The sequence below is a fragment of the Acuticoccus sp. MNP-M23 genome, from assembly GCF_031195445.1.
Classification (GTDB): Bacteria; Pseudomonadota; Alphaproteobacteria; order Rhizobiales; family Amorphaceae; genus Acuticoccus.
The window spans coordinates 1,926,860-1,950,694 of the sequence record NZ_CP133480.1; the positions used below are offsets into that span (position 1 = coordinate 1,926,860).

General features: G+C 66.9%; 21 protein-coding genes. 10 read left to right on the forward strand and 11 right to left on the reverse strand.

Annotated features, from left to right (window positions below; translation table 11 throughout):
• Positions 1 to 13: 13 nt before the first annotated feature.
• The 5 genes from RDV64_RS09115 to RDV64_RS09135 all read right to left on the reverse strand — a co-directional run bounded on the left by RDV64_RS09115 (position 14) and on the right by RDV64_RS09135 (position 4,727).
• Entirely contained in the window at positions 14 to 1,555 is a 1,542-nt protein-coding gene (locus RDV64_RS09115) for an amidohydrolase family protein (protein WP_309198948.1), read from the reverse strand.
• A 40-nt stretch (positions 1,556 to 1,595) separates the two neighbouring features.
• Positions 1,596 to 2,408: an ABC transporter ATP-binding protein gene (locus RDV64_RS09120; RefSeq protein WP_309198949.1), complete on the reverse strand. Its 813-nt coding sequence runs from the start codon at positions 2,406 to 2,408 to the stop codon at positions 1,596 to 1,598.
• A complete protein-coding gene (locus RDV64_RS09125; RefSeq protein ID WP_309198950.1) occupies positions 2,398 to 3,330 on the reverse strand; it encodes an ABC transporter permease in 933 nt (310 codons plus the stop codon). The genes RDV64_RS09120 and RDV64_RS09125 overlap by 11 nt, the downstream gene beginning before the upstream one ends.
• Positions 3,327 to 4,388, reverse strand: a complete 1,062-nt coding sequence (locus RDV64_RS09130; protein ID WP_309198951.1) for an ABC transporter substrate-binding protein — start codon at positions 4,386 to 4,388, stop codon at positions 3,327 to 3,329. Before RDV64_RS09130 ends, RDV64_RS09125 begins: the two co-directional genes overlap by 4 nt.
• A 90-nt stretch (positions 4,389 to 4,478) precedes the next feature.
• Positions 4,479 to 4,727, reverse strand: a complete 249-nt coding sequence (locus RDV64_RS09135; RefSeq protein ID WP_309198952.1) for a hypothetical protein — start codon at positions 4,725 to 4,727, stop codon at positions 4,479 to 4,481.
• Between RDV64_RS09135 and RDV64_RS09140 the strand changes: the two genes are divergently transcribed.
• The gene (locus RDV64_RS09140) at positions 4,726 to 5,907 is read left to right on the forward strand and encodes a serine hydrolase (RefSeq protein ID WP_309198953.1); all 1,182 of its coding nucleotides are present in this window, start codon (positions 4,726 to 4,728) and stop codon (positions 5,905 to 5,907) included. The genes RDV64_RS09135 and RDV64_RS09140 overlap by 2 nt on opposite strands.
• Before the next feature lies 1 nt (position 5,908).
• On the forward strand, positions 5,909 to 7,282 hold the full coding sequence (locus tag RDV64_RS09145) for an amidase (protein WP_309198955.1): 1,374 nt from the start codon (positions 5,909 to 5,911) through the stop codon (positions 7,280 to 7,282).
• Between the two features lie 569 nt (positions 7,283 to 7,851).
• Here RDV64_RS09145 and RDV64_RS09150 read toward each other — a convergent pair.
• Complete coding sequence (locus RDV64_RS09150; protein ID WP_309198956.1) at positions 7,852 to 8,481, reverse strand: trimeric intracellular cation channel family protein; 630 nt, start codon at positions 8,479 to 8,481, stop codon at positions 7,852 to 7,854.
• Positions 8,482 to 8,770: 289 nt separating this feature from the next.
• Between RDV64_RS09150 and RDV64_RS09155 the strand changes: the two genes are divergently transcribed.
• The 3 genes from RDV64_RS09155 to RDV64_RS09165 all read left to right on the forward strand — a co-directional run bounded on the left by RDV64_RS09155 (position 8,771) and on the right by RDV64_RS09165 (position 11,150).
• A complete protein-coding gene (locus tag RDV64_RS09155) occupies positions 8,771 to 9,184 on the forward strand; it encodes a hypothetical protein (RefSeq protein ID WP_309198957.1) in 414 nt (137 codons plus the stop codon).
• Between the two features lie 27 nt (positions 9,185 to 9,211).
• A protein-coding gene (locus tag RDV64_RS09160) for an IS3 family transposase (protein ID WP_309195819.1) occupies positions 9,212 to 10,323 on the forward strand; the annotation gives its coding sequence in 2 pieces (ribosomal slippage) (positions 9,212 to 9,461 and positions 9,461 to 10,323; 1,113 coding nt in all).
• 419 nt (positions 10,324 to 10,742) lie between these two features.
• Positions 10,743 to 11,150, forward strand: coding sequence for an NAD(P)H-dependent oxidoreductase (locus tag RDV64_RS09165; RefSeq protein ID WP_309198958.1), 408 nt, complete (start codon positions 10,743 to 10,745; stop codon positions 11,148 to 11,150).
• Between the two features lie 331 nt (positions 11,151 to 11,481).
• Here RDV64_RS09165 and RDV64_RS09170 read toward each other — a convergent pair whose 3' ends face one another.
• On the reverse strand, positions 11,482 to 12,654 hold the full coding sequence (locus tag RDV64_RS09170) for a zinc-dependent alcohol dehydrogenase (RefSeq protein ID WP_309198959.1): 1,173 nt from the start codon (positions 12,652 to 12,654) through the stop codon (positions 11,482 to 11,484).
• 268 nt (positions 12,655 to 12,922) lie between these two features.
• On the opposite strand from RDV64_RS09170, the gene RDV64_RS09175 reads away from it, so the two are divergent.
• A complete protein-coding gene (locus tag RDV64_RS09175) occupies positions 12,923 to 14,092 on the forward strand; it encodes a glycosyltransferase (protein WP_309198960.1) in 1,170 nt (389 codons plus the stop codon).
• Between the two features lie 12 nt (positions 14,093 to 14,104).
• On the opposite strand, the gene RDV64_RS09180 is transcribed toward RDV64_RS09175, so the two are convergent.
• Together RDV64_RS09180 and RDV64_RS09185 are read right to left on the reverse strand one after the other, a co-directional pair.
• Positions 14,105 to 14,959, reverse strand: a complete 855-nt coding sequence (locus tag RDV64_RS09180) for a galactosyltransferase-related protein (RefSeq protein ID WP_309198961.1) — start codon at positions 14,957 to 14,959, stop codon at positions 14,105 to 14,107.
• A 3-nt stretch (positions 14,960 to 14,962) separates the two neighbouring features.
• The gene (locus RDV64_RS09185; protein ID WP_309198962.1) at positions 14,963 to 16,951 is read right to left on the reverse strand and encodes an HAD family hydrolase; all 1,989 of its coding nucleotides are present in this window, start codon (positions 16,949 to 16,951) and stop codon (positions 14,963 to 14,965) included.
• A 309-nt stretch (positions 16,952 to 17,260) separates the two neighbouring features.
• Between RDV64_RS09185 and RDV64_RS09190 the strand changes: the two genes are divergently transcribed.
• The 3 genes from RDV64_RS09190 (at position 17,261) to RDV64_RS09200 (ending at position 19,885) form a co-directional block, all read left to right on the forward strand.
• Positions 17,261 to 18,307: a glycosyltransferase family 4 protein gene (locus tag RDV64_RS09190; protein WP_309198963.1), complete on the forward strand. Its 1,047-nt coding sequence runs from the start codon at positions 17,261 to 17,263 to the stop codon at positions 18,305 to 18,307.
• Between the two features lie 62 nt (positions 18,308 to 18,369).
• A complete protein-coding gene (locus tag RDV64_RS09195) occupies positions 18,370 to 19,263 on the forward strand; it encodes a hypothetical protein (protein WP_309198964.1) in 894 nt (297 codons plus the stop codon).
• Positions 19,264 to 19,279: 16 nt separating this feature from the next.
• Positions 19,280 to 19,885, forward strand: a complete 606-nt coding sequence (locus tag RDV64_RS09200; RefSeq protein WP_309198965.1) for a hypothetical protein — start codon at positions 19,280 to 19,282, stop codon at positions 19,883 to 19,885.
• Here RDV64_RS09200 and RDV64_RS09205 read toward each other — a convergent pair.
• A complete protein-coding gene (locus tag RDV64_RS09205; protein ID WP_309198966.1) occupies positions 19,870 to 21,045 on the reverse strand; it encodes a glycosyltransferase family 4 protein in 1,176 nt (391 codons plus the stop codon). The genes RDV64_RS09200 and RDV64_RS09205 overlap by 16 nt on opposite strands.
• Positions 21,046 to 21,226: 181 nt before the next feature.
• Between RDV64_RS09205 and RDV64_RS09210 the strand changes: the two genes are divergently transcribed.
• Entirely contained in the window at positions 21,227 to 22,549 is a 1,323-nt protein-coding gene (locus RDV64_RS09210; protein ID WP_309198967.1) for a bifunctional PIG-L family deacetylase/class I SAM-dependent methyltransferase, read from the forward strand.
• Here the strand turns inward: RDV64_RS09210 and RDV64_RS09215 are convergent.
• Complete coding sequence (locus RDV64_RS09215; RefSeq protein WP_309198968.1) at positions 22,482 to 23,651, reverse strand: glycosyltransferase family A protein; 1,170 nt, start codon at positions 23,649 to 23,651, stop codon at positions 22,482 to 22,484. The genes RDV64_RS09210 and RDV64_RS09215 overlap by 68 nt on opposite strands.
• Positions 23,652 to 23,835: the final 184 nt, after the last annotated feature.

A 23,835-nucleotide genomic window follows, 5' to 3' on the forward strand; every position in this document is an offset into this window, starting at 1 on the left:
GAGGCGGCGGGTCTCAGACCCGGCTGCTCTGGCGGTAGAACGGCTCGTGACGGGCCGGGTCGATGTAGTCCGCGTAGAACTTGCGCACGTGTGGCAGCAGCGCCTTGGAGAGGTTGCGCCGTTCCACCTCGTTGTCGGAGAGGGCGCGGGACATGTCGTCGTGCAGCGCCTTCATCGCGTCGGCGCGATCGACACGGGTGAAGCGGCCGTCCTCGTAGAGGATCTCGCCGGCGCACATGGTCCGCCGCACGCCCGCCACCTTGGCGCGCTGCATCACGGCGTCCAGCACAGGGGTCAGCGGGTCGAGATAGGGGTAGCTGACGCTTTCCCAGTCGACCATCACGAGGTCCGCCTCGCGCCCCACTTCGAGACGCCCAATCCGGTCGCCAAAGTTCGTCGTCTTCGCGCCGCCCTCGGTCGCCATCCGCAACACCTGCGGGAAGGTCGGCACGTCGGCGTCTACCATGCCGGGGACACGGTGGGCGCGGGCCACAAGCCGCATCTCGTTTAGCATGTCGCGGTCGTCGTTGAGGCCGGCCTCGTCGAGCCCGATACCGGTGTTTATCCCGCGCGCCTCGAGCGCGTTCAGCGGCGCGATGCCTGAGCGCAGGCGGAAGTTGGACGAGCAGTTGTGGCACACGCACGTGCCCGAGGCGGCCAGCTTGTCCATATCGCTCTCGTTCAGCCACACGCCGTGGCCGAGCGTCAGGCGCGGGCCGAGAAGGCCGAACTTCTCGATATAGTCCACCGCCGTCCCGCCGCCGCGCCGGAACGCGTACTCCTTCTGGTAGGCGGTCTCGAGGAGGTGCATGTGGAGCGGCGCGTCGTAGCTCTCGGACGCTTCCGCCAGAGCCTCCAGCGCGGGATCCGAGCACCAGTGGAGGTTGGCGGGCGCAAGCTGGATGCGGGCGCGCGGCTTGGCGTTGTGTTTGGCGTGAAGGTCGCGAAACAGCGCCATCTGATCGTCGAGCCCGGCCTTGAAGGCGCCGAAGACACGTTTCATCGGGTCCCTGAGCTCGGGCGGGAGGCTGGCGACCAGCTCGTCGTCGGCCTGGTAGACGAGGCGGTTCTGGTCGCGCACGGCGTAGCAGTACGAGACGCGCATGCCGATGTCGTCATAGGCACGCAGCACGTCTTCGGAGCGCGCGCGCACCTCGTCCAGCGTTCCGGGCAGCCAGCCGTGGATGTGCTGGACCGTGGTGATCCCGGACTCGATCATCTCGAACGCGGAGTAGAGCGTGTCGAGATAAAGGTCGACGGCGCGCGTTACGAGGCGGGTGATGAACCACAATTCGAGCGGCATGTCGGGCGAGCCGAGCTGCACCGGCGTCAGCCCCACATGGTGGTGGCTGTTGACGAAGCCGGGCAGGATCACGTCTCCCCCGCTGCCGATCACGGCGGCGCCCTTGTGACGTGCGGACAGGTCGGCGTAGGTGCCGAGGTCGGTGATCACGCCGTCTTCGACGACGACGGCGCCGTCCTCGATCTGTTCGGCGTTGAAGCGATCCGTGACGCCGGTGAAGAGCGTACGGCCGCGAACGATCTTGGCGGTCATTGGGGTGTTGTTTTCCGTGAATGGTTGGCGGGGAGGACGGTCACGCGAGGGCCTCCTGTTCGGCGAACGCGCGGTCCACCTCGTCGGCCAGAAGGGTTTCCAGATGGCGGCGGAGCTCGGTCGCTTCGGGCGAGAACGGGTCGCGCGGGCGGGGCAGCGGATTGTCCACGATGGTCTTGATCCGCCCCGGCCGTGCGGTGAACACGACGACGCGGTCCGACAGCGCCACCGCCTCGTCGATGCCGTGGGTGACGAACAGCACCGACGCCCCGCTGTCGCGCCACACATTTTGCAGGAAGTCCTGCATCTTGCGCCGCGTCTGAACGTCGAGCGCGGCGAACGGCTCGTCCATCAGCAGCACCTTGGGCCGCATCGCGAGCGCTCTGGCGACGGCGACGCGCTGGCGCATCCCGCCCGACAGTTCGTCGGGCCGCTTGTCGATTGCGGCACTGAGGCCGACCTCGCGCAGCGCCTCGGCCGCGCCCTCGCGCCGCTCCGCCTTGGAGGCGCCGCGGATCGAGAGGCCGAAGGCGACGTTGTCGCGCACCGTCAGCCAGGGAAACAGCGACGTCTCCTGGAAGATCAGGCTGCGCTCGGACGACGGGCCCGTGACCGGCTCGCCGAAATAGTTGATGACGCCCTCGGTCGGGGCCTCCAGCCCGGCCATGAGGTAGAGCAGCGTGCTCTTGCCGCAGCCGGAGGGGCCGAGCAGCACCACGAACTCGCCGGCTTTAACGTCGAGGTCGATGCCCTCGAGCGCCTGGTGCGCCCGAGGGGTGCCGGCCGCCCAGGTCTTGCCGACGCCGCGGCACACGAGGGCGGTCCGGCGCGAGAACGGGGCATCAGAAGCCATGGGCGGCCCCCTTGTTGGGGATCCAGTAGAGGACGCGGCGCTGCAGGGTGCGGAGTGACCAGTCGGTGAGGAAGCCGAACACGCCGATCAGCGCGATGGTGCAGAACACCAGCGGCGGATTGAACGTGTTGCGCGCCAGCATGATGATCTGGCCAAGGCCGTAGCCGACGCCGGTGGTCTCGGCGATCAGCACCACCATCCACGCCCCGAAGAGGTTGAGGCGCAGCACCATCAGCATGGGGGGCAGGATCGCGGGCACGATCACGCGGGCGTAGACCTGCCGCTTGGTCGCCCCCATCGTCCGGGCGACATGGATGAAGTTCTTCGGCACATTGTCGATATGCGCGACAGTGGCGATCACCATGTGGAAGAACAGCGCGATCACCACCATGAAGATCGCCGGTCCGTTGCCGATGCCGAACAGGAATACCGCGACCGGCAGCCACGCGACGGGCGACACGGCGGACAGGAGCATGACCGTCGGCATCGTCAGCTTCTCGAACAGGGCGAAGTACCGCATCAGGATGCCGGCGGTGATCGCGAGGAAAGACGCGATGGCGAGCCCCGCGATCACCCGCGCGCTGGTTGCGGCGACCGTGATCATCACCGCCTCCGTGCCGGAGGGGGCTTCGGACTGGGAGACGCCGACCTCCCAGCGGGTTGCGGTGTTGAAGAACTTTGCCTGGTTGGGCAGGTCGCCGAGGAAGATGTGCGGCGGCGGCAGCAGGCGGGGGTCCGCCAAGCCGACGAGCCAGCAGAACTCCCACACCAGGCAGAAGATGCCGACCGACGCGGCGCCCCACGCAAGGCTCGACAGCGTGCCGCCGAGCCGCAGGGACGCCAGGGGCCCGGCGCGCCCCAGCGCCGTCACCCTCTTCGGCAGGCTCACGCCCGGCCTGACGTCGGACGCGGTGTCCCTCACGCCGCCGACTTCCGCTTCAGCGATGCGTAGAGGTCGGGGTTCTCGGCGATCACCTCTTCGAGGAGGCTCCAGTCGATCGCCTCGCGGCCGGGCTTTTCCTTGATGTAGCCCATCTCCGCGACACTGGCGACGCGCTCGAGGATGAACTCGGTCTGGTCGCGTGCGTCGACCACGGCGGGCTGCTTGGACATTGCGGCCTGGGCGGCGTCCATCGACGTCTTGTAGTAGGTGCCGACGACCTTATCGAGAACCTCCTGCGGGTTGCTTTCGGCCATCGCCTGGGCCTCCATCATCCCCTTGATGAGGGCCTTGAGGGCCTCGGGATTGTTCTCGATCACGTCGGTGCTGGCGGCGAGAACGCAGTCGGTGTAGCCGGGGCCGTAGAGGTCGATCCCGTCGGTCAGCAGCGTTGCGCCGGGGACGTCGGCCAGGGCGGCGGACGCGTAGGGCTCGATGGTGGCGTACATGTCGAGGGCGCCGGCGCGGAACATCTCGACGCCTTCGGCCTGCCCGCCGACGTAGCGCACGGTGATGTTCGCGAACGAGACACCGCGCTTCTTCAGGTAGTCGTACGGGAGGACCTCGAGGGTATCCATCTGCTGCGTGCCGAGGACCTTGCCCTTCATGGATTCGGGGCTGTCGATGCCCGGCTGGGCGACCACGGCGCAGCCTTCGATGCCCCCACCGGCGACGATCCTGATCGGTGCCCCGGCGTCGTACAGCGCGAGGAACGAGGTGTACGGCGTGAGGCCGACGTCGACCTGGCCGGTGCCGAGGAACGTCACCTGGTCGGCAAAGGTCGGCGTGTTGACGAACTGGAGGTTCAGGCCGTCATCGGCGGCGAGCTGTTCGGCATGGGCGAGGAAGAGGTTGAGGTTGCAGAACCCGCCGCCGTGGGTGGATTTCAAGGTGGTGTCGGCGGCGTGGGCGGCGCGGCAGAACCCGCCGCCGACGCCGATTGCCAGCGTCAACCCGCCGGCGTTGCGCAGGAGGCTGCGCCGGCTGAGGCCGGAAGCCCGCGCCGGAGCGTTACGGTCGATGCCTTGGTGGTCGCACATGATGTCGTCCCCTCTTGGAATCATGGAGCCGCCGCTCTTGCGAGGCTCGAGGTCGCAGCGAACTGCCTGATGCGAAGTTGCGGAATATCTTCAGGCAAGCACCGTGCCAACACGATGGCATGCCATTTTAGAGCCTTCTGCCGGAGAGGCCGATGCGCGGTCGCCGAAGATGCAGGCGACATGCGCAATCATGCGCCATCGTAATCTGTCGCTGGCTTCGTACCTTGCATGTTGGCAAGATGCCTTGAGAGCGTCGGCCCCGTCCGCCGGGCGGAAGAAGCAGGCGTTGCCGGGTGCCTCTTCATCGCTTACATTGCCGGTGTATTGGAAAATTTGCATGCCATTTTCGATGGCAATTCAGCATTCGTCCAAGGGGGCCGCTCTTGAGCACGTCAACGTCCGCATGCCCTACGCCACGCATTTGCGCGATGCCCGCAACGGGGCCGCGCGCATGAGCCGTTCCGCAGCCTCGGCCGGGGAGCGGATCCAGGCGGCGGCACTGGCGCGGCCGTGCCGGTGGCCGGCCGACATCAGAGCCGTGATTGAGGGCGAGACCTTCGATCCGCCGCCCTTCAACGTCGTCATCGGCCCTGTCTTTCCGCGCGGCGAACCGGCGGGAACGGTGGTCGCCGGCGGTGATGTCCTCGCAACGTGGGGCGATGGTGCGCGGGCCGACATGGCATTCAGCGTCGCCAAGAGCTACGTCGGCCTGCTCGCGGCCGCAGCGCTCGACCGCGGTCTCCTGTCAGACTTCGCGGAGCCGGTGGCGGCGCGGATCGACGACCCCGCCTTCGCCTCGCCCCGCAACAGGACCGTGACGTGGCGCCAGCTGCTCGACCAGACGAGCGAGTGGGAAGGCACGTTGTTCGGCCTGCCGGACACGGTCGACCGCGACCGCCAGCTTGCACCGACAGACGACCCGGCGAGGTTTGACCGCGCCACCCCCCTCGGGCCGCCGGGCACCTACTGGGACTACAACGACATCCGCGTGAACGCCCTGTGCCTTGCCCTCACGCGCCTCTACGGCTGCCCGCTTGGTGAGGCGCTGGCCTCCTTCCACCCGGCGTTCGGCGCCGCTACCGGTTTCCGCTGGCACGGCTACGGCGCCCGCTCGACGATCGATCTGGGCGGGCGGGCGGCCGAGGTTGCGGTTGGTGGCGGGCACTGGGGCGGCGGGGTGGTGGCGGGGGTGCCGCACCATCTCGCGCTGGGCGGCATCGTGCTTGGGCGGGGCGTTCTTGCCGGGCAGCGCGCCCTCTCCGCCGAAGCGCTCGATGTGCTCCTGACGCCCTGTCCGCTGCAGCCTGTCTATGGCGGGTTGTGGTGGTTGAACGGGGCGCAGAAGCTGTTTCGCGAGGCGCCGGCCGAAAGCGTGTTTGCCATGGGCATTGGCAGCACCGTGGTCTGGGTCGCGCCCTCGCTGGGTGTGGTCGCTGTCATCCGCTGGGTAGAGGCGGAGGGGGTGGCGAACGTGCTCGCCGCTATCGTGTCCGCACTCACGGGGCGCAAGGAGATCTGAAATGCCGCTTGCGCCCGATGTCCGCTGGGACTGCCGTACCCTGGTCACCGCGATCCACGAGGGCCGAACCGATCCGGGTGCCGGCGTCGCTCGTGCGCTGGACGCTATCGCGGCGCACAACGGGGTCTTGAACGCGGTCGTGGACCACGATCCGGAGCTGGCAGAGCCGCAGCTGGATAGGCTTCGCGCGCGCCTTGCCAGAGGCGAGCGGCCGCCGCTCTCCGGGCTGCCGGTCACCGTGAAGGACCATATCCACGTCGCAGGCTGGAAGGCGACTGGCGGCTCGCTGCTGTTGGCGGACAACCGACCCGAGCGTGATGACCCGGCCGTCGCCCGCTTGCGCGACGCGGGCGCGATCCTGATCGGCCGCACCAACATGTCCGAGTTCGGCTGCAAGGGGGTCACGAGCAACCGGATCTACGGCGCGACCGGGCATCCGGCCGACCCGCTTCTCACCCCCGGTGGCTCCTCCGGTGGCGCCGCTGCGGCCGTTGCGGCGGGCATGTGCGCGTTCGCGCTCGCGAGCGATGGCGGCGGGTCGATCCGCCGGCCCGCCGCCCACGTCGGCGTTATCGGCTTCAAGCCCTCCGCGGGCGCCATTCCCGGCGGACACATCCTGTCCCACACCAATGTGCTCGGCGTCCTGGCCGCCGAGGTCGACACCGCGATGCTGGTCTTCGCGGCGTTGCGCGGCGCCGACCGGGCCGACCCGGTGAGCGTCAATTTTCCAGCCGACCGCCGTTCGCTGGAGGGGACGCGGATCGGCTGGGCGCCGACGTTGGGGCTCGACGTGCGCCTCGACGAGGCGGTGGCGGCGGCGGCCGAGCGGGCGCGAGCCCGCCTTTCGGCCGCCGGCGTGGCGCTGGAGCCGGCGGCGCCCGAGTGGCCGAGCGGCGCCGACGAACCGGCACTGATGCCGCTGCAACACGCCGCTCTTGCGACCCGATGGGGCGAGGCATGGCGGACCGACCCGACGGTTTTCGATACCGACATAGCGTCCCAGATTGAAGCGGGGCTGCGGCTGGACGGCACCGCCGTGGCACGGGCCGATGCGATGAGCCGCGAGATTGCTCGCGCCGCCGCAACCTTCTTCGCGACCGGTCCAGACCTCTTAGTATCCCTTACGACGCCGTGCCCGGCGTGGCCGCATGCGCTCTTGGCACCACCGACGATCGGCGGTTTGCCCGCTGGCCCACGCGACCACGCTGCACTGACCCCGTTGGTGAACCATGCCTTCCTACCGGCCGTCAGCATCCCTTGCGGCGAGACGGAGCGCGGTCTGCCGCTGGGCTTGCAGATCATCGGGCCGCGCTTCGCGGACGACTTCGTCCTGCGTGCCGCAGCGACGTTCCTGCCGCTCCTCGGCGCCTCGTGAGGGGAGGGCTGAGGTCTCACGCGTACACCTCGGCCTCCGGCAACCACGGCCGTGGTTCCACCCATTGCCTAGACCTCCGACATCGGCCTGGACTGGCTGTCGCCCGAGTTCTGCGCATGGCTTGGCTACAGATTGCTGTGGGCCAACCTCGTGGTCTGGCAGCGCCGGGCCTATGCCGGCCATGGGGATCGCGACGGTGGTGGAAGCGGTCGTCATCGGGTTGATGATAATGGATCATTGGATGAAAGATATTATCATATGATTTTGCGTCCGTGACCGCATATCCAAACGTGTGAATTTCCGAATTATTTGATGATCCTTTGCGCGACGCTAGGCCCGGTGATCTTTTTCCGCGGCAACGTTTGGTTCTATCGTGTCATGGCGCAGCGAACCCCATGGGTCATGCGGTGGGGATCGGCGTTCTCGTTGCCTTCGGCATCGCCCACGGGATGCACCTCATAGGCATGACCGTCGGCGCCCGGGTTCTGACGATCGTCGGGATGGTAGCGCTGGCTGGGCAGCCTCGGTACGCTACAGCTGACATGTAGCCCATCGCGTCGCGCGCCGTCTCAATGCAGCGTTTGCGTGTAGACGAACTTCGGCATGCTCCAGTTGAAACGCAGCGCGAGAAGCCGTAGCGCGAGGCCGAAGATCAGGGCACCGATCATCATGGGATCGCTCGGCAACCCCAACGCGACGCCGACCACATAAAGCCCGCCCGTGACCATCGACACGGTGGCATAGAGTTCGGCGCGAAAGAGCAGCGGAACCTCGGCGCACAGGATGTCGCGCAGAACACCGCCCACGCAGCCGCTGATCATGCCGGATGCGATGACGATGACAGTCGGCATCTCGAGGCGCACCGCGATCTGGCAGCCGAGCAACGTGAAGAGCACGAGGCCGACGGCGTCGAGGAACAGGAAGACGCGGCGCAGTTGCCTCATATGCCGCGCGATGACGATGGTCGCCAGAGCCGCACCGGACGTCACCAGAAGATAGCTCGGGTGCTGGATCCACGTCAGCGGGTGTCGATCGAGGAGAAGGTCGCGGACCGAACCGCCGCCAAGCGCGGTGACCGACCCCAGAAGCGCGACCCCCACCCAATCCATCTGTCGGCGGCCGGCCGCGAGCGCCGCCGTCATCGCCTCTGCTGCAATCGCCGCTACGTAAAGTGCATGAAAAAGCGTAATAGATGTCATGGCCTTTGCGGCCACTCGGTTCGCGGCACGGCCGGGCCCCTCCATCGCGCATCGCCCATCAGCTCAACCCGCTCCGCTTCTGCTCGTCTCGATCGCCAGCCGCACAGTAGCCGTGATCGCCGTGATGTCAGCGCAAGGTGCTGCCAGGATATTCGCATCCTGTCAGATTCCGATTGGATTTCGCACCTCGGATTTGGTCTCGCCTTGGATTGTTGACCGGCATGGACCACAAAACAGATCGAGGACTGGGCAAGTCGCAGTGAGAGAAATCGGCTGCCGAAACCAGCCCATGCGTGCGTCAATCCGGGCGATCACTTTCTGGCAAGGGCGTATCGAAGTCCTCGCAGCAGTCTCGATCCCACCAAACCATTTATCCAAGAAAGAGAGAGCGATGTTAATGCGGAGCGGACCCTTGATGGTGGCGGTATCTCTTGTTCTGTGCGCTTGCACGTCCAGCGAAAAACAATGGGTGCGGAACGACACTCCGCAGTCTGAGGCCGACCAGGCCCTGTCGCAATGCCAGTATGAGGCGGACGTTGCCACGGCGACGATTGGCACCAACAATCGCCCCGAGACCTGGAGCGACCTGGTTTCAGAAGGCGTGGCCAGCGGTGTCAGGCGAGGGTTGGAAGAGGCTGACCTCGTCAAGGCCTGCATGAGAGCCAAAGGCTTGACGTTGCCCCTTGGAATGTCCTCGGTCTGAACTGGACTCCGTCAGAAGGAGACGGAGATGAAGAAGAGCCGCTTCAGCGAAGAGCAGATCATCGCGGTCCTGAAGGAGCATGCCGCGGGGATCGGTGTGTCGGAGCTGTGCCGCAAGCACGGGATCAGCGACGCGACGTTCTACACGTGGCGCAAGCGCTACGGCGGAATGGAAGTGTCTGAAGCCAGGCGGCTGAAGGCGCTGGAAGATGAGAACGGCCGCCTGAAGAAGCTTCTCGCCGAACAGATGCTCGATGTGGCGACGCTGCGGGACGCTCTGGGAAAAAACTTCTGACGCCCAGCGCACGGAGAGGCTTCGTGAGTTGGGCGATTGAAAAGAAGGGGTATTCCCAGCGGCGCGCCTGTGCCCTGATCGGGATGCATCCAAGGACTTACCGCTACCGGTCGCAGCGGCCGGACGATGCGACGGTGCGCCAACGCCTGAAAACGCTGGCGAACGAACGGCGCCGGTTCGGCTATCGGCGGCTGCATATCCTTTTGCGGCGCGAGGGTATCGAGGTGAACCACAAGAAGCTGTTCCGCCTATACCGCGAGGAGAGGCTGAGTGTACGACGGCGCGGCGGCCGAAAACGTGCCATCGGAACGCGGGCGCCAATGACCTTGCCGCGAGGACCAAACCAGCGCTGGAGCCTCGACTTTGTCTCCGACCAGCTCAGCGACGGGCGCCGCTTCCGTGTGCTGGTGGTGCTCGACGACTTCACCCGCCAGTGCCTGACGCTCGTTGTCGACACATCACTGTCGGGGGCTCGCGTGGCACGGGAACTCGACCGCCTGATCGTCAGTCGCGGCAAGCCGCTCACGATCGTCAGCGACAACGGCACCGAGCTGACCTCCCATGCCATCCTCGAATGGCAGGAGGACCGCCGCGTCAATTGGCACTACATCGCGCCCGGCAAGCCGATGCAGAACGGCTTCGTAGAGAGCCTGAACGGTCGCTTCCGCGATGAGTGCCTCAACGAGCATCTCTTCCGCAGCCTTCCGGGCGCTCGCCGCATCATTGAGGAATGGCGCACCGACTACAACCACGACAGGCCGCACACCAGCCTGGGCGGCCTCACCCCGAACGAGTTTGCAACCCGGTCCCGATGGGACCACAACACGAACAGAGTCCAGCTATGAGCGGGGACACTTCTGGGGCAACGTCAGCCCCGAAAGTGGAGAGTACTCTCCGCAAGCCCGAAAGCATACTGGGCCTCTCTTTTATTATAGCTAATTCTGGGTATATAGATCTATATTTTTAGGTCGGTGACGGCGCGTCCGGTAACTAGCTCGACGCCTGACAGGGCATACGTTGAGGACGGCCGCGCCGGCAATGCCTGCAGTTTGGCTACTTACAAGCGGGCTCCAGTTCAGCAGGCGCATGCCTTGCGCTGTACGTTGCGCGGGGGCCATTAACAGTTGCGCTGCAATGGCGGGTTAAGGGAATGAGGTGGTGGCGTGTCGCGTCTGACGGATCTTATCGCTCGGGCAAAGGCCAGGGACAGCGCTCTGGGAGAAGAGCTTGAGCGGGAGTTCAAGGCGCTGGCGTCGCGGTGGTGGTGGAGCATCACATCGTCCTGCGCGACTTGGCCGAGCAGATCCCCCAGGTTGACGCCGCCTGGATCGCGGCGAACACCTCACCTGAGACCGAGCGGACGGACCAGCACCGACAGTCCCTGGCGCTGTCTGACGCGCTTTTTGGTGAGCTGGAGGCCGCCGACCTGATTGTGATCGGATTGCCGGTTTACAATTTCGGGGTGCCCGCGTCGTTGAAAGCGTGGATCGACCAGGTTTGCCGCGCGCAGCGCACGTTCCGTTACACACCCGATGGGCCCAAAGGGTTGCTCGAAGGCAAGCGCGCTATCGTGGTCTATGCCGCACGTGGGACGGCTATGGGCTCCAGCATCGACTTTGCCAGCTTCTATCTACGGCGTGTTCTGGGGACGGGTGATCCGCTGGCTGGCTGAGTGTCGTCGGACTTTGTAGCGATGTTCGGGCACGTGGAACCCAAGAACAGCGATGGGACCTGGGACAATCGCGTGCCGCACAAAGGCATCAGCGTCCCGCCATTGCGGACAATTCGCCATGTTCGCAGGAATCTGAGGCTAATCGAAGCGCGCGTGCGAGCCTTGCGAGCGCACTGACCGTGGCGATGGTTCGGCTCATGCGTTCCTCCCGGTCGCGAAACCGAGCGAGACGGGGCTTCTAGCCGACGCGACAACGTACGTGGCCGCATGCTGCGGCCACGTACGAAAACTGTGCCTGTTTATCAGCACGCAATGAGCTGGGAAAATGCGATCAGTGCGGTGTCAGCACGCATTTGATGCAGTCGTCCTTCTTATCGCGGAACTGCTCATAGAAGGCCGGGGCGTCGTCGAGCGTTCCGCGGTGGGTGATGAGGAACGTCGGGTCGATCTGGCCTTGCTCGATCCGCTGCAGCAGATCGGGAATGTGTTTGAGGACGTGCGTCTGGCCCATCTTGAACGACAACGCCTTGCCGAAGGCCGCACCGATCGGAAACTTGTCCACCATGCCGGCGTAGACACCCGCAATCGAGACGGTGCCGGCCTTGCGCGCGCACATGATTGCCTCGCGCAATGCGTGGGGGCGGTCGGTTTCCTGGAATGTCGCAGTCTTCACGCGATCATACACCGTGTCGATCACACCGGCGCCGTGCGCCTCGAGGCCGACAGCGTCGATCACGCATTCCGGCAGGCGCTCGTTCGTCTTCTCCATCAGGACGTCGTAGGGCTTCGCCTCGGTCATGTTGATCGGAGTTGCGCCCGCGGCCTCCGCCATCCGCAGGCGCTCGGGCTCCCGGTCGATCGCGAAGACTTGCTCCGCGCCCAGCAGGAACGCGCTCTTGATCGCAAACTGACCGACCGGGCCCGCGCCCCAGACTGCAACGGTGGACCCTTCCTTGACGTCCGCGTTGACGGCCGCCTGCCAGCCGGTCGGGAAGATGTCGGTCAGGAACAGCACCTGCTCGTCGGTGAGGTGACCGGGGACCTTGAGGTGGCCGGTATCGGCGAACGGGACGCGGACATACTCGGCCTGTCCGCCGTCGTAACCGCCGAAGAGGTGCGAGTAGCCGTAAAGGCCAGCACCGGCCTGCCCATACAGTTTCTGAAGTTTTTCGCTGTCGGGGTTGGAGTTGTCGCACATCGAGTAAAGCTGACGGTCGCAGAAGTGGCAGTGCCCGCACGTGATATTGAAGGGGATCAGGACCCGGTCGCCGACCTTGAGGTTGCTGACTTCGGAGCCGACCTCGACGATCTCGCCCATGAATTCGTGGCCGATGATGTCGCCAGTCTTCATCGCGGGGAGGAAGCCGTCGTAGATATGCAGGTCGGACCCACAGATCGCGGTTGTCGTAACCTTCAAAATTGCATCGCGGGGGTGCTGGATGGTCGGATCGGGAACTGTATCGACCCGCAAGTCGCCGGTGCCGTGATAGGTTACTGCGCGCATGACGAGTCCTTTCGTTCGTTCGGTCGTATTGTTCTAGTTTAATGAGCTTGGCACTATTCGCCGTGGCCTTGAACGGGTGAACGTGGCTGCGTTGCTGCCGTTCCAGCGCGGGGTGAGCTGCGATGACGCACGCCAGCGGATGAACTATTCTGAGCGCAAAGCATTTCGTCCCTATACGATCGGCTGAACGTGGTGCAATCCAGCCCAACGCAGCGTGGGCCCACCGTCCTTGAAGTCCGATCTCTATCGCGGTTGAGGGACCTGCCATATGCCGAGATCCGTTGCGTTCTTCGTCCACCATCAGGGGCGCGGCCATGCGCGGCGCTGCGAGGCCATCCTGGAGCACCTCGGCGATCGACCGATCACGGTGATTTCGGCGGCTCGCGAGATCTTCGGCACGTTCGACGATCGCGTTCGCTTCGTGCACCTTCAGAACGCAATAGGCGACCCTTCCGCAACCAAAGCGCTTCACGCCCAGCAGACGCCGGATGCGATGCAGTGCGTGCCGATGGGATCCCGCCGGCTGAAGCAGAACGCCGAGGCGATCGTCGAGGTGTTCCGGCGCGATAATCCGGGCCTCTTCGTCAGCGACGTTTCGGTCGAGTGGGCGCTGCTGGCGCGGCTTTGCGCGGTGCCCTGCGTCAAGATCCGGATGCATGGCGACCGCTCGGACGCCAGCCACATTGCCGCCTACCAGGCGTGCGCCGGGATGATCGCGCCCTTCGACGCGCGGATCGAGCAGGCCGACTATCCGGGCTGGGCCCGCGCGAAGACGTTCTATTCCGGCGGCCTTTGCACCACGCGCGATCCGGTGCCGACGAAGGCAGAAGCACGCAAGCGGCTGAACCTGCCGGCCGAAGGGCAACGCATCCTCGTCCTCTCCGGCGCGGGCGGGACCGGCGCCAACTATGCCGCACTCACCATGGCGGCGCGGGCGCTGCCGGAGGCGCAATGGGCCACCATCGGCCCGGTCCATCTGGAGGGGCACGAAACCGAGTTCGCCAACCTCACGCGGCTCGGCTGGGTCGAAAGCACCGTCGACCACATTGCCGCGGCCGACCTTGTGGTCGCTTCCGCGGGGGACAATACAGTTCACGAGATTGCGCGGGTCGGCCGTCCGTTCCTGTGCATCCCGGAGTGGCGTTACTACGACGAGCAGCGTGCGAAGGCCGCGGAACTGGAACGGATCGGTGCAGCGACAGTCCTTCCCGGTTGGCCTGCCAGCAATGACCAGTGGCGCGCTGCAATCGCAAGCACGCTGGAGCGCGGCGCCAAGGCGCTGACGTCGCTTTTCGAGCCGCACGCGGCGGAGCGGATCGCGCAGCACCTCGTCTCGCTCGACGAACGGCTCTGGGGCACTGCGGATGCGGCGCCGGCAAAACGGCTTGATCCGCGTTCCCTCATGCCGGTCGAGGCGGTTGCGAAAACCGCCGGGTAGGACCGGGGCGCTTTAACTGAAGCGGACCGATCCGTCCTGGAGCGAGCATGCAAGGTCGTCCGGCAAGGGGCGGCGCCTGATGCTGATCGGGCCATCCGGCATTCCGCTTATGAAGCCTGCTGCATCGAACTGGTTGAGCCAGTAGTCCATGCACAAACGGCCATGCTTCTGGTGAAAGAGGTTGGCGTTGCGCACGATGTCGTCAAGCTGGTGGAGCGGCGGAATGTGGACCGCATGCCATTGGTGGAGCGCCGCGGCGGCCGGTGCCCAAACGAGCGGAATGCCGGCTGCATCGAGTGTCATCGCAAAATCGGTATCCTCGCCGCCATAGCCTTCGAAACGCGGGTCGAACCCACCGAGCTGCGCGAACGTCTCGCGTGGCAGTGCAAACGACAGGCTCCAGAATTCCATCGGGTTGGCGATCCGCCGCCGGACCGGGCCGAACCCGCGCGCCGGATGGGCAAGGGCCGGCCACAGCGCATCAAACCCTTCCGCAGCGATGTCGTCGCGCTCGGCAAGATAATGCGTGTCACCCATCACGCAGGCGCTGCCAACGGCTGCCAGCGCATCGGCGTAGGTACGGACGAGGTCGCGGCCCGGAACGCAGTCAACGTCGAGGAAGACCAAGACTACGCCGCGGGCGCAGGCTGCAATCACGTTTCGGGCGGCGGCAAGCGGGATGCGCTCGCCAGGCACCGGCACCTGCCGGATCGGAAACGGGGTCTCGGGGAGGTTACCAAAGGGCTCTTCCTGCATTGCCCCGATGATGAGTTCGGCGGGCGCAAGGCTCTGCGCGGCAAGGCCGTTGATTAGATTGCAGAGGTGCCGCTCACGGCCCCTTGCGATCGTGCACACGCTGACGGTCAAGGATCAGCTCGATTTTGAACGATGCGACGCGGCGAGTGCCACGCCGGCCAGCATCGCTCCGGGCGCCACCGGCGGCGCGGTACCCTCAAGGTCCGCACCCGGCACGGGCAAGTCGTCGGATCGGAGCGCTGCCGCCGGAAGCTGGAACGACGCGATCCCGAGAGTGGAGGCGACATGGGCAAGTGCAGCATCGACGGAGACGGCAGCTGGCAAAACATCGAGATACCCGCCGCTGTGGAGCGCGATGGTCACCTCGCAATCCGCTTCTGCGAGCAGTTGCTCGACGGCGCCGAGCTTTCTGCGGTCGGCGAGAACGTAGCTCAGCTTCAGCGGGCGCTGTTCGCGTGCCCCTTGCAGCTTGAGAAACGGCAAGGTCGCAAGGGCGCGTGCGATCTCGCGGGGCCTCCAGTCGAGCGCTGCGCGGAAGGCCCACGTTTCGTCACTCCTCAGCATGCCCGACGGCTCGTCGCGGTAATAGATCTCCGCGCCCGCCGCCGTGACGTAGGCGCGCGCAGGGGGCAGTCCAAGGTCCGCCTCGTGCTGCAGGACGCTGTGCAGATTGCGGCCTGACACGTAAGCGAGCGCACTTCTTCGAGCATGGGGCAGAACACGCGGCGGCTCCGCGGCCGGGGGCATGTCGTCGATGGCGTGGACGACGAGCCGGTCCGTCCGTGTGCGTGCCAACGCGTTGAGTTGCCGTGGCGCTAAAATCTGTTCGACGTCGGCCGTGTAGACCTCGGAATGGCGATCCCAGGAATATTCGTGGCAGTTTGCAAGGCCGTTTGCGCGTGCCGTCCGCCAGGCGGCGTCGTCGACGATGAGGGCCAGCATCGCGGCGGCGATGGCGCCGGTGTCACGGGGATCGACCAGCAGGCCGTTCTTGCAGCGGGCGAGAATGTCGTTGGGGCCGCCATTGTTGGTGGCGACCACCGGGAGCCCGGATGCAGCGGCTTCGAGGAAGGTGAGCCCGAACGGTTCGTTCAGCGCAACGTTGACGAACAGGCCGCGCCGGTCGGCGGCGTAGCGGAAGATCTCCGGGACTTCGTCCGGCCCGTGCCGGTCCGGCAGTGCGACCGAGCCTGCAAGATCGTTTTGCGCGATGATCGCGTTGAGCTCGGCCATGACAGCGGTGGTTTCAGCGTCCCTGTCGGCGCCCGGACCTCGGTTTCCGGTGTAGATGACGACGTTCACCTTGTCGCGAAGCGCCTGGCACGACGCGTAGGCTCTGAGGAGGCCGGCAAGGTTCTTCTTGTGAACCGGACGGGCGAGCGCCAGAAGGACGGGACGGTCCGGTTCGGTCAGAAAGCGCGCGAGGTTGGTGGCCACACTCCCTGCCGCCTCGCCGCCGAAACCCGCAAGGTTGCAGCCTGGCCGGTTGACCAGAACCTTGTGCGGCGCGTTTGCCCGGTAGAGGCCGTACTGGAACTCGGCCTCGTCTATCGAACTCGCTACAATCCTGTCGGCCGCGGCAATCACGCGTTCCTCGGCAGCAACGCGCCGCGCAACGACGGTGCGGTCCGCTGTGCCTTGGCAAAGGGCTTTTACGCGCCCCAGCGAATGCGCGGTGAAAATGAACGGAATGCCGAACCGGCGTTTCATCTCGGCGGCGAGCACGCCCGCATCGGCATAATGGGCATGAATGATGTCCGGCCGGATCGGCAGCTCCGCAATGTGGCGGGCGAGCGCTTCGGCAAGCGCCGGCAGCTCTTCGTGCATGTCCTCCTTGGAAAGGTAGCGCCCGTGCGCCCCGGCCAGGCGGACAATCTCGCTCTTGGCCGACAGCCGCTCGTGCGGTTCGCCGTAGGTCGTGCCGAGCTCGGCATCGCAGAAGCGCCGCACGACGATCTCCTGCCGCGTGATGCTGGGTTTGCGGTCTGCCGCTGCCACCAGCTCAAGGACATACTTGATGTGGCCGCCGGTGTCCGGCGTCAGCCCATAGGGAACGCCCTTGCCTGTGACGCAGCCCTGGAGCGCAATATGCAAGATGAACATGACGTCACCGATAGACCCGTGCGCACCAGTTGCAGCCGCACCAGATTGAAGAAACTTGTCCCATAATGTCGCGCTGGCGCGAATTGCGAAGCAGAAGTCGGCCCGCTACGCTGTTCTTGGTGAACCTGCAAAAACGGTGAACCGTTCCCGTATCCTGCCTGTTTGGCAGGCCCCATATTGCCGCAGGCTCGAAAGTTACCTCGTGAACAAACTTTCCTACTTCGTGCGCGCCCATGTCCGGCTGGCGCGGCGGCAGCGTACCCCTTGGCGGCTGTTCAGCGTGACAGCGCCGCGTTACTGAGCGGACCCATGCGCATTGCCCACGTCAGCCCGCTGCACTTCCCCGTTCCTCCGCGTGACCATGGCGGGACTGAGCGGGTAATCGATGACCTGTGCCACGCCCTCGCGCGGCGCGGCCACGAGGTGACGCTGTTCGCGGCCAGCGGTTCGACGACGGCAGTAACGCTCGTGGAGCAGGGGCCGGCCGTCTCGACCATCGCCGGGGCACCGCCGTCGATGCCGTCCGCGATGGAATGCGTCATGCTCGACCGCGTGGCGGCGATGGCGGATGCGTTCGACATCATCCACTGCCACACCGAACTCTACCACGCCGCGGTCCTGCGCGGGGTCGCGGGCAAGCTTGTCAGCACCATCCACTGGCGCGCGGACGAAGCGGACCGGCAGCATTATTTCCGCCACTTCGAGAAGCTTCGCGTGGTCGCCATATCGAAGGCGCAGTCGCGCGACATTCCGGCCCGCAACTGCAGCGGCGTCGTCCACCACGGCATTCCGGCGGAGCGGTTCGCGCCGGGTGGCGCCGCACGGGGCGACTGCGTCTTTCTCGGCCGCCTGACCGACCAGAAGCGGCCCGACCTTGCCATCGCGATCGCGCGGGCGGCGGGCATGCCGATCTGCCTCGGCGGGACGATCGACGTCGGCAACCCCACCTACTTCGACAACGAGGTCCGCCCGCTGCTCGGCGCGGAAGCGCGTTATGTCGGCCCCGTCGCGCAGCCGGACAAGCAGGAATTTCTCGGCGAGGCCGCCGTGCTTCTCTTCCCGATCGACTGGCCGGAGCCGTTTGGCCTTGTCATGATCGAGGCGATGGCCTGCGGCACGCCTGTTGTCGCGTTCCGCCGCGGCAGCACGGTGGAGGTCGTGGACGAAGGCGTCACGGGTTTTGTCGTCGACACCGTGGAGGAGGCGGCAGAGGCCGTCCGCCGCGCCCGCCTGCTCGACCGCCGCGCAGTCCGCGCGCAGTTCCTGCGCCGCTTTACCGACGAGACGATGGCGTCGGGCTACGAGGCGATCTATGCGCGGATGATTGCCGCAGCCGACCGCAAGGGGCCGCCGTGATCCGCGCGCATTGTGCCGGGCACCCCTTCAGGACGCGGTGCTACTGTTGCGGCGCGCGGGCGGTGGACGCGCGCCCTGATGGCTGGCATGTGTGCGACTGGTGCGGCGCCTGGCTCCGCGGCGACCGCGAGACCGCGGCGGAACGCGCGAGCCACGAACTTGCCGCGCGTTTGAAGCCCGGCCGCGCAAAACTGCCGCCGCTCGGCGCTGCCGGCTGGTTCGTGGACGCCTACACGGCGCGGATCGCTGCCACCGCCAGCGGCCTGTGGTTCGCGCCTGCGGACGGTCCCGTCATAGCGGGCCACGACGAGGCGGACCCGCGCGGCACGCTGCGGCCCATCGCCGAGGCGCCCATGGTGCCGGTTGCTCTCGTCGTCCTTGCGCCCGTGCAAGACGCCGCTTGCGCCGCGTTCCTGACGCGCAATGCGGACCATTTCGCGCAGACCGTGCTCGTCGTCGAGCAAACCCACGGCGCAATAGACGCACGCGAAAATCTCTGCCGCGTCGAGCGCCCGCTCGCTGGCGACTTCGCCGCACAGCGCAACGCGGGCAATGCCGCTGCGTCCGTGCCATGGGTGTTCCACCTCGACACGGACGAGACGATCAGCCCCGAGCTCGCCCTATGCCTGCCCCATATCGCGGCCTGCGCGGAGGAGGCGGGACTGCGGGCCGTCGGCTTTCCCCGCCGCAACATGGTCGGCGGCGCATTCAGCGATCTTTTCCCGGACGTTCAGTACCGCCTGATGCGGCGCGACGTGCGCTTCGAGGGCCGGGTCCACGAGCGGCCGGACGCGTGCCGCCACTGGCCGCAGACCACCATCGCGCTCACCGGCGCCATCGACCACCACATTCAACCGGGGCGGCTCACCGAGCGGCGCACGCAGTATGACGCTCTCGGCCAGCATCCTGACAGGAGGGGCGACGACGATGCGCTTCTCACGCCGTTCCGTGGCTAGGCGGGAGATCGCCCTTGTGGGCAATGCCCCCGGCACCGGGGACATCGCCGCCGCCGTCGATGGGGCGGACAAGGTGGTGCGGTTCAACAACGCCCGCGGCTTCGGTGGCGAGACCGGCACGGCGGTCGATGAGCTTTACCTCATCAACAGTGGCGGGCAGATGCGCGAATGGCTCGCCGACGCGGTCTTTCTTGCGCGCCCCGTGGTTGCCGCCACGCGGTGCATCACGCTCCCCATCGCGCCCGAGACCGGCGCCCTATTTCCACCCTCCAACGAGCCGGAGGGGGAGGATTCGCGTAATTTCGCGCCAGAGGCGTGCGCGCGTTTCCGCGCTGCCGGCAAGGCGGTCCGCGTCCTGCCGGCCTCGCGCTATCGCGCCGCATGCGAAGCGCTTGGGCTACTTCCCCTGAAACCTGGCAGCAGGACGCCGAGCACAGGGTTCCTCGCCATCTACGCAGCCTTCGGCGCACTGCCCGCGGATGCGACGCTGGCGCTCTACGGTTTCGGGTTCGACGGCTGGGAGGGCCACCCCTTCGACCGCGAGCGGGAATTCGTCGAGCGGCACAGCGGTGACCGCCTCGTCTGGCACTCCTTGCCGGGCACCGCTCAAGCGCGGGCGTGACGGTCGATGGCGCGGCGGTACACCGCCAGCGTCTCACGGCCGAGCGTGTCGCGCGACAAGGTTGCTGCGGTCGCGAGCCCGTTGCGGCGGAGCCTTTCGCACGACGCCGGCGCGGCAAGCAGGTCCTCGATCACGGCCGCAATGGCGTCCCGCGTGCATTCCGCGGCGAGCACACCGCATTCTGACGCGGCAACGAACTCGCAAGCGGCAGGGTCTTCCGCGCAGGCGACCAGCGGCCGGCCGAATGCCGCCGCCTCGCGGTAGACGAGGCCGAAGGACTCGTACCGCGACGGGGCGAGGACCAGCGTCGCGCCAGCGTAAAGCGCATGGAGGCGGTGATCGTCGATCTTCGGGTAGACGGTGATATGGCGGGCGAGTGCGTTGTCGCCGACCGCCGCCGGGTCGACGCCGACGAGGTCGAGTGCCGGGACTACCTCGCCGCGGCTCGCGCGTTGCTCTGCCACCTTGGCGAACGCACCCAGCGCTTCGGCAAAGCCCTTGCGCCGTTCCGCCCGGCCGACGAACAGGAGCCGCGGTGCGCCGAGGGGCGGTGGAGGCGCGCTGCGGCCAGCGGCGAGCGTCGCCGGATCGAGCGCAAGGCTGATGACCGCATGGTCGGCGCACTCATCAAGGCGATAGTCCCGTTCGATGCGCAAGCGGTGCCCTTGCGTGTTGGAGATGGTTGCCGCGGCGTTGCGGGTGGTGCGCGCTTCGAGCCAGTGCGCTGCGCGAAGGTCGAGAAGGTCGCGCGCGCCCTTCGTTGCGGGAAGGGCGTCGATGGCAGGCGTGCTGTTGCGCACCACCAGCGGCGGGGAATGGTGGCCAAGGAGCGCCGCCGGCGCATACCAGTTGGTGGCCTCGACAACGTCGAACGGGCACGCGCGGTCCGCAGCCAGAAACGCCTTGCGGAAATAATACGGCGCGACGAGGTGGCCGAGCGCGGCGCGCCGCCGCACGAACGCCGCAATGCCGTCGGGCGGCGGCGCGCACCCCACCACGGCAAGGCCGTCCCACGGGGTCTGGACGCCGAAGAGCGCCGAACCGTCGAACACGGTAACGTCGCAGCCCGCCTGCTGGAGAGACTTGGCGACTTCGAACGCCGCGCGGCCGAGGCCGGAGGGCATCGGCGGGAAATCGACAGTGAGAAGGGCGCAGCGCACGAACGGGTCTCCGGGTTGCGGCGGCGAGGCGCCATGATGACCGCTAGCAGATGGTCGCTCGTGCCGCACCCGGTGGATCAATCTGCGTTGAACCTGCCCGCGCTGAGTTCGTTGAACAATGCGCCTCGTCCGCCGCCCCTTGGATGAGGCCGGGCGCCATCAGCCAGCCGGAGAAACCCGCATGAGCCTCACCTATGCCGACTGGCGCGCGATGATCGCACAGGCGCCGGTCGCCCGGCCGGAGCGGCTGATCGGCAACGGCGGCCTTGTCGTTCTATCGCCCCACCCGGACGATGAGACCCTCGGCGCGTCGGGCCTCATTGCCGGCGCGCATGCGGCTGGCCGCAAGGTCGCGCTTGTTGCGCTGACTGACGGTGACGGGTCGCACAGGGGATCCAGGACCCACCCGCCTGCGCGCCTCGCCGCATTGCGGGAACGTGAGCAGGCGGCGGCGATGGACGTGCTCGCCCCCGGCACGGAAATACTGCGCCTTCGCCTGCCGGACGGCGCATCAATGCACCACGCCGACTTTGGCGGCGCCGCCGAAAGTGTGGCAGCGCTGTGCACACGCATCGGCGCCACCGCGCTCGCCACCACGCCCCCGCGCGATAACCACCCCGACCATGACGCCGCCTGGGCGCTCGCGGCACAGGTCGAGCAAATGCTACCCGGCCTTCGGCTTCTCGCCTTCCCGATCTGGTCCGTCCGCACCGAGCCCGAAGCCGATGCCACCGCGGAGCGCGCCGCGTTCATCCCGTTCCGGCTTGAGACCCCCGCGCAGAAATCCGCCGCACTCGCCTGCCACGCAACGCAGCTCGGCGGAGTGGTGACGGACGACCCGTCCGGTTTCACGCTGCCGGACTGGTTCCTGTCCCACCACAGCGCGCCGCATGAGCCGGTGTTCTGGAGCCGCAAGCGCGCCCCGCTTCCGGGCCCTGCGCATTTTCGCAAACTCTACGGTGATGACGGCGACCCCTGGCACGTCCGCTCCGCGCCCTATGAGCGGGACAAGCGCGCCCACGTCGCGGGGAGCCTCGGCGATGCCTGGTACAATTCGCTTCTGGAAATGGGCTGCGGAGAAGGCCACTTTACTGCAATGCTTGCCGAGCGCTGCGACAGGGCGCTCGGGGTCGACGTCGACCCCGGCATCATCGACCGCGCCGCCGCATGGCACGCCGGCCAAAGCAACCTTTCCTTCGCGCTCGCCCATCTGCCGGATCAGTTCCCGGAGGGAACGTTCGACCTCTTCGTCCTGTCCGAAGTTCTCTACTTCCTCGACGAGAACGGTATTGCCGCGCTGATCCGCCGGATGGAGCAGTCGGCAATCAAGGGCGCTACCGCCGTACTGGTGAACTGGCTCGGCGATACCAGCGCGCCGCTCTCCGGCGAGATGGCAGCGGATCTCTTCATCGCGATGGTCGGGGAGAAATGGGAGCTCACGATGACGGAGCGCCGGCCAGGCTACCGTGTCGACCGGCTTCTTCTGCGTCCAGCTCCGTTTTGAGCGCCTTCAGCCCCGGCAGGACGGCGCGAAGGTCGCTCCGCCGCAGCCGCGTGCGACGCAGCGCCGGGCTCGTGTCTTCCGCGGCAAGCCACATCAGTCCGGGCAGCGGCTGTCCCAGCGCAGCGTGGATCTCTTCGGCGCCGAGGCCGAGCCCCTTCAGGATCTCGGCCCGCGCCGCCTGATCGCGGGCGGCGAGGAAGGCGCGGCGTGCACAGTGGCGCAGTACCAGCGTCTCGGCCGGCTCCAGCATCTCGTCCACCACCGGATCGGCGCACAACCGCGAGAAGCGAAGGTCGTCGGAAAGGCCGCCGTGTGCGCGCCCCTCGATCCGGCACGATGTCACGACATGCGGGCCGTCGCTGTAGCGCACCGCCAGTCCGTGCCCGTGCACCAGACGCAAAAGCGCCCGATCCTCGCCCGAGGGCGGCAGCGGCAGTCCGCCCACCGTGCGATAAGCCGCGCCGGTGATGACGAAGTTCGCGCCGCCGATGTTGCCGTGGTGGGGCCATGGGTTGAAGGGGTCCGGGTCGATCCGGGCGGCAATTTCGCGGGTCAGGTGACGCGCCTCGCGCACCAGGGTCTCGGCATCGGCGTCGGCTGGCGGCAGCATCGCAGCCTCCTCGGGATCGAACCCGATCGTGCCGCAGACGAGATCGTAGCCCCGCGCGAGTTCCACGGCGTAGGCGCACCGGAGGTCAGGCGCGCAGCGGGAGTCGCTGTCGAACGAAAAGAGCGCGGCGGCGGGTGCCTCTTTATGCGCCGCGTCGAGCGCGATCCGGCGCGCAAGGGGCGCGCTCCCCCGGCCCTCGGCGAACGTCACTTCGGCAAGGCAGGAAGGTTGCGCGATGGCGGCAAGGTGCGCAGCCGCGATCGCGCACGTGGCATCACTCGATCCGTTCACCACCACCACAATGCCATCGCTTGGCTTGAGCGTTCGAGCGAGCGATGCCAGCGCATCCCCGATGCGATCCTCTTCGTCTCGCGCCGGAACGCATGCAATCAGCTCGCAGCCGGAGTGTGCGGCGCGCGCATGCCAATGCGTTTGCGCAACATCGGCGTGATGCGACGCAGGCACATCCGCGAAGTAATCGTCTCGTATCATGCGCTGGCGTTCTCCGTATCACGTGCCCAAGCGCGCGTGGCGGGCGGACTGATGCTTACCATCAGCCGGCGAGGGCCACCACGCGGTGGTGCGCGCATCGCGCATCAGGCCGTGCTCGGTGCCGTTTATCCTGAGCGTAACCGGAATGGGTTCAGCGCCTTCGGCGGCCTCGCCCCCATCGCCG

Coding starts and splice junctions, on each gene's coding strand:
- RDV64_RS09135 (WP_309198952.1), bottom strand. CDS start 4,727: ATGCAAATTTTCCAATACACCGGCAATGTAAGCGATGAAGAGGCACCC.
- RDV64_RS09140 (WP_309198953.1), top strand. CDS start 4,726: ATGCCATTTTCGATGGCAATTCAGCATTCGTCCAAGGGGGCCGCTCTT.
- RDV64_RS09130 (WP_309198951.1), bottom strand. CDS start 4,388: ATGTGCGACCACCAAGGCATCGACCGTAACGCTCCGGCGCGGGCTTCC.
- RDV64_RS09155 (WP_309198957.1), top strand. CDS start 8,771: ATGCGTGCGTCAATCCGGGCGATCACTTTCTGGCAAGGGCGTATCGAA.
- RDV64_RS09185 (WP_309198962.1), bottom strand. CDS start 16,951: ATGTTCATCTTGCATATTGCGCTCCAGGGCTGCGTCACAGGCAAGGGC.
- RDV64_RS09170 (WP_309198959.1), bottom strand. CDS start 12,654: ATGCGCGCAGTAACCTATCACGGCACCGGCGACTTGCGGGTCGATACA.
- RDV64_RS09120 (WP_309198949.1), bottom strand. CDS start 2,408: ATGGCTTCTGATGCCCCGTTCTCGCGCCGGACCGCCCTCGTGTGCCGC.
- RDV64_RS09115 (WP_309198948.1), bottom strand. CDS start 1,555: ATGACCGCCAAGATCGTTCGCGGCCGTACGCTCTTCACCGGCGTCACG.
- RDV64_RS09215 (WP_309198968.1), bottom strand. CDS start 23,651: ATGATACGAGACGATTACTTCGCGGATGTGCCTGCGTCGCATCACGCC.
- RDV64_RS09210 (WP_309198967.1), top strand. CDS start 21,227: ATGAGCCTCACCTATGCCGACTGGCGCGCGATGATCGCACAGGCGCCG.
- RDV64_RS09190 (WP_309198963.1), top strand. CDS start 17,261: ATGCGCATTGCCCACGTCAGCCCGCTGCACTTCCCCGTTCCTCCGCGT.
- RDV64_RS09150 (WP_309198956.1), bottom strand. CDS start 8,481: ATGACATCTATTACGCTTTTTCATGCACTTTACGTAGCGGCGATTGCA.
- RDV64_RS09145 (WP_309198955.1), top strand. CDS start 5,909: ATGCCGCTTGCGCCCGATGTCCGCTGGGACTGCCGTACCCTGGTCACC.
- RDV64_RS09175 (WP_309198960.1), top strand. CDS start 12,923: ATGCCGAGATCCGTTGCGTTCTTCGTCCACCATCAGGGGCGCGGCCAT.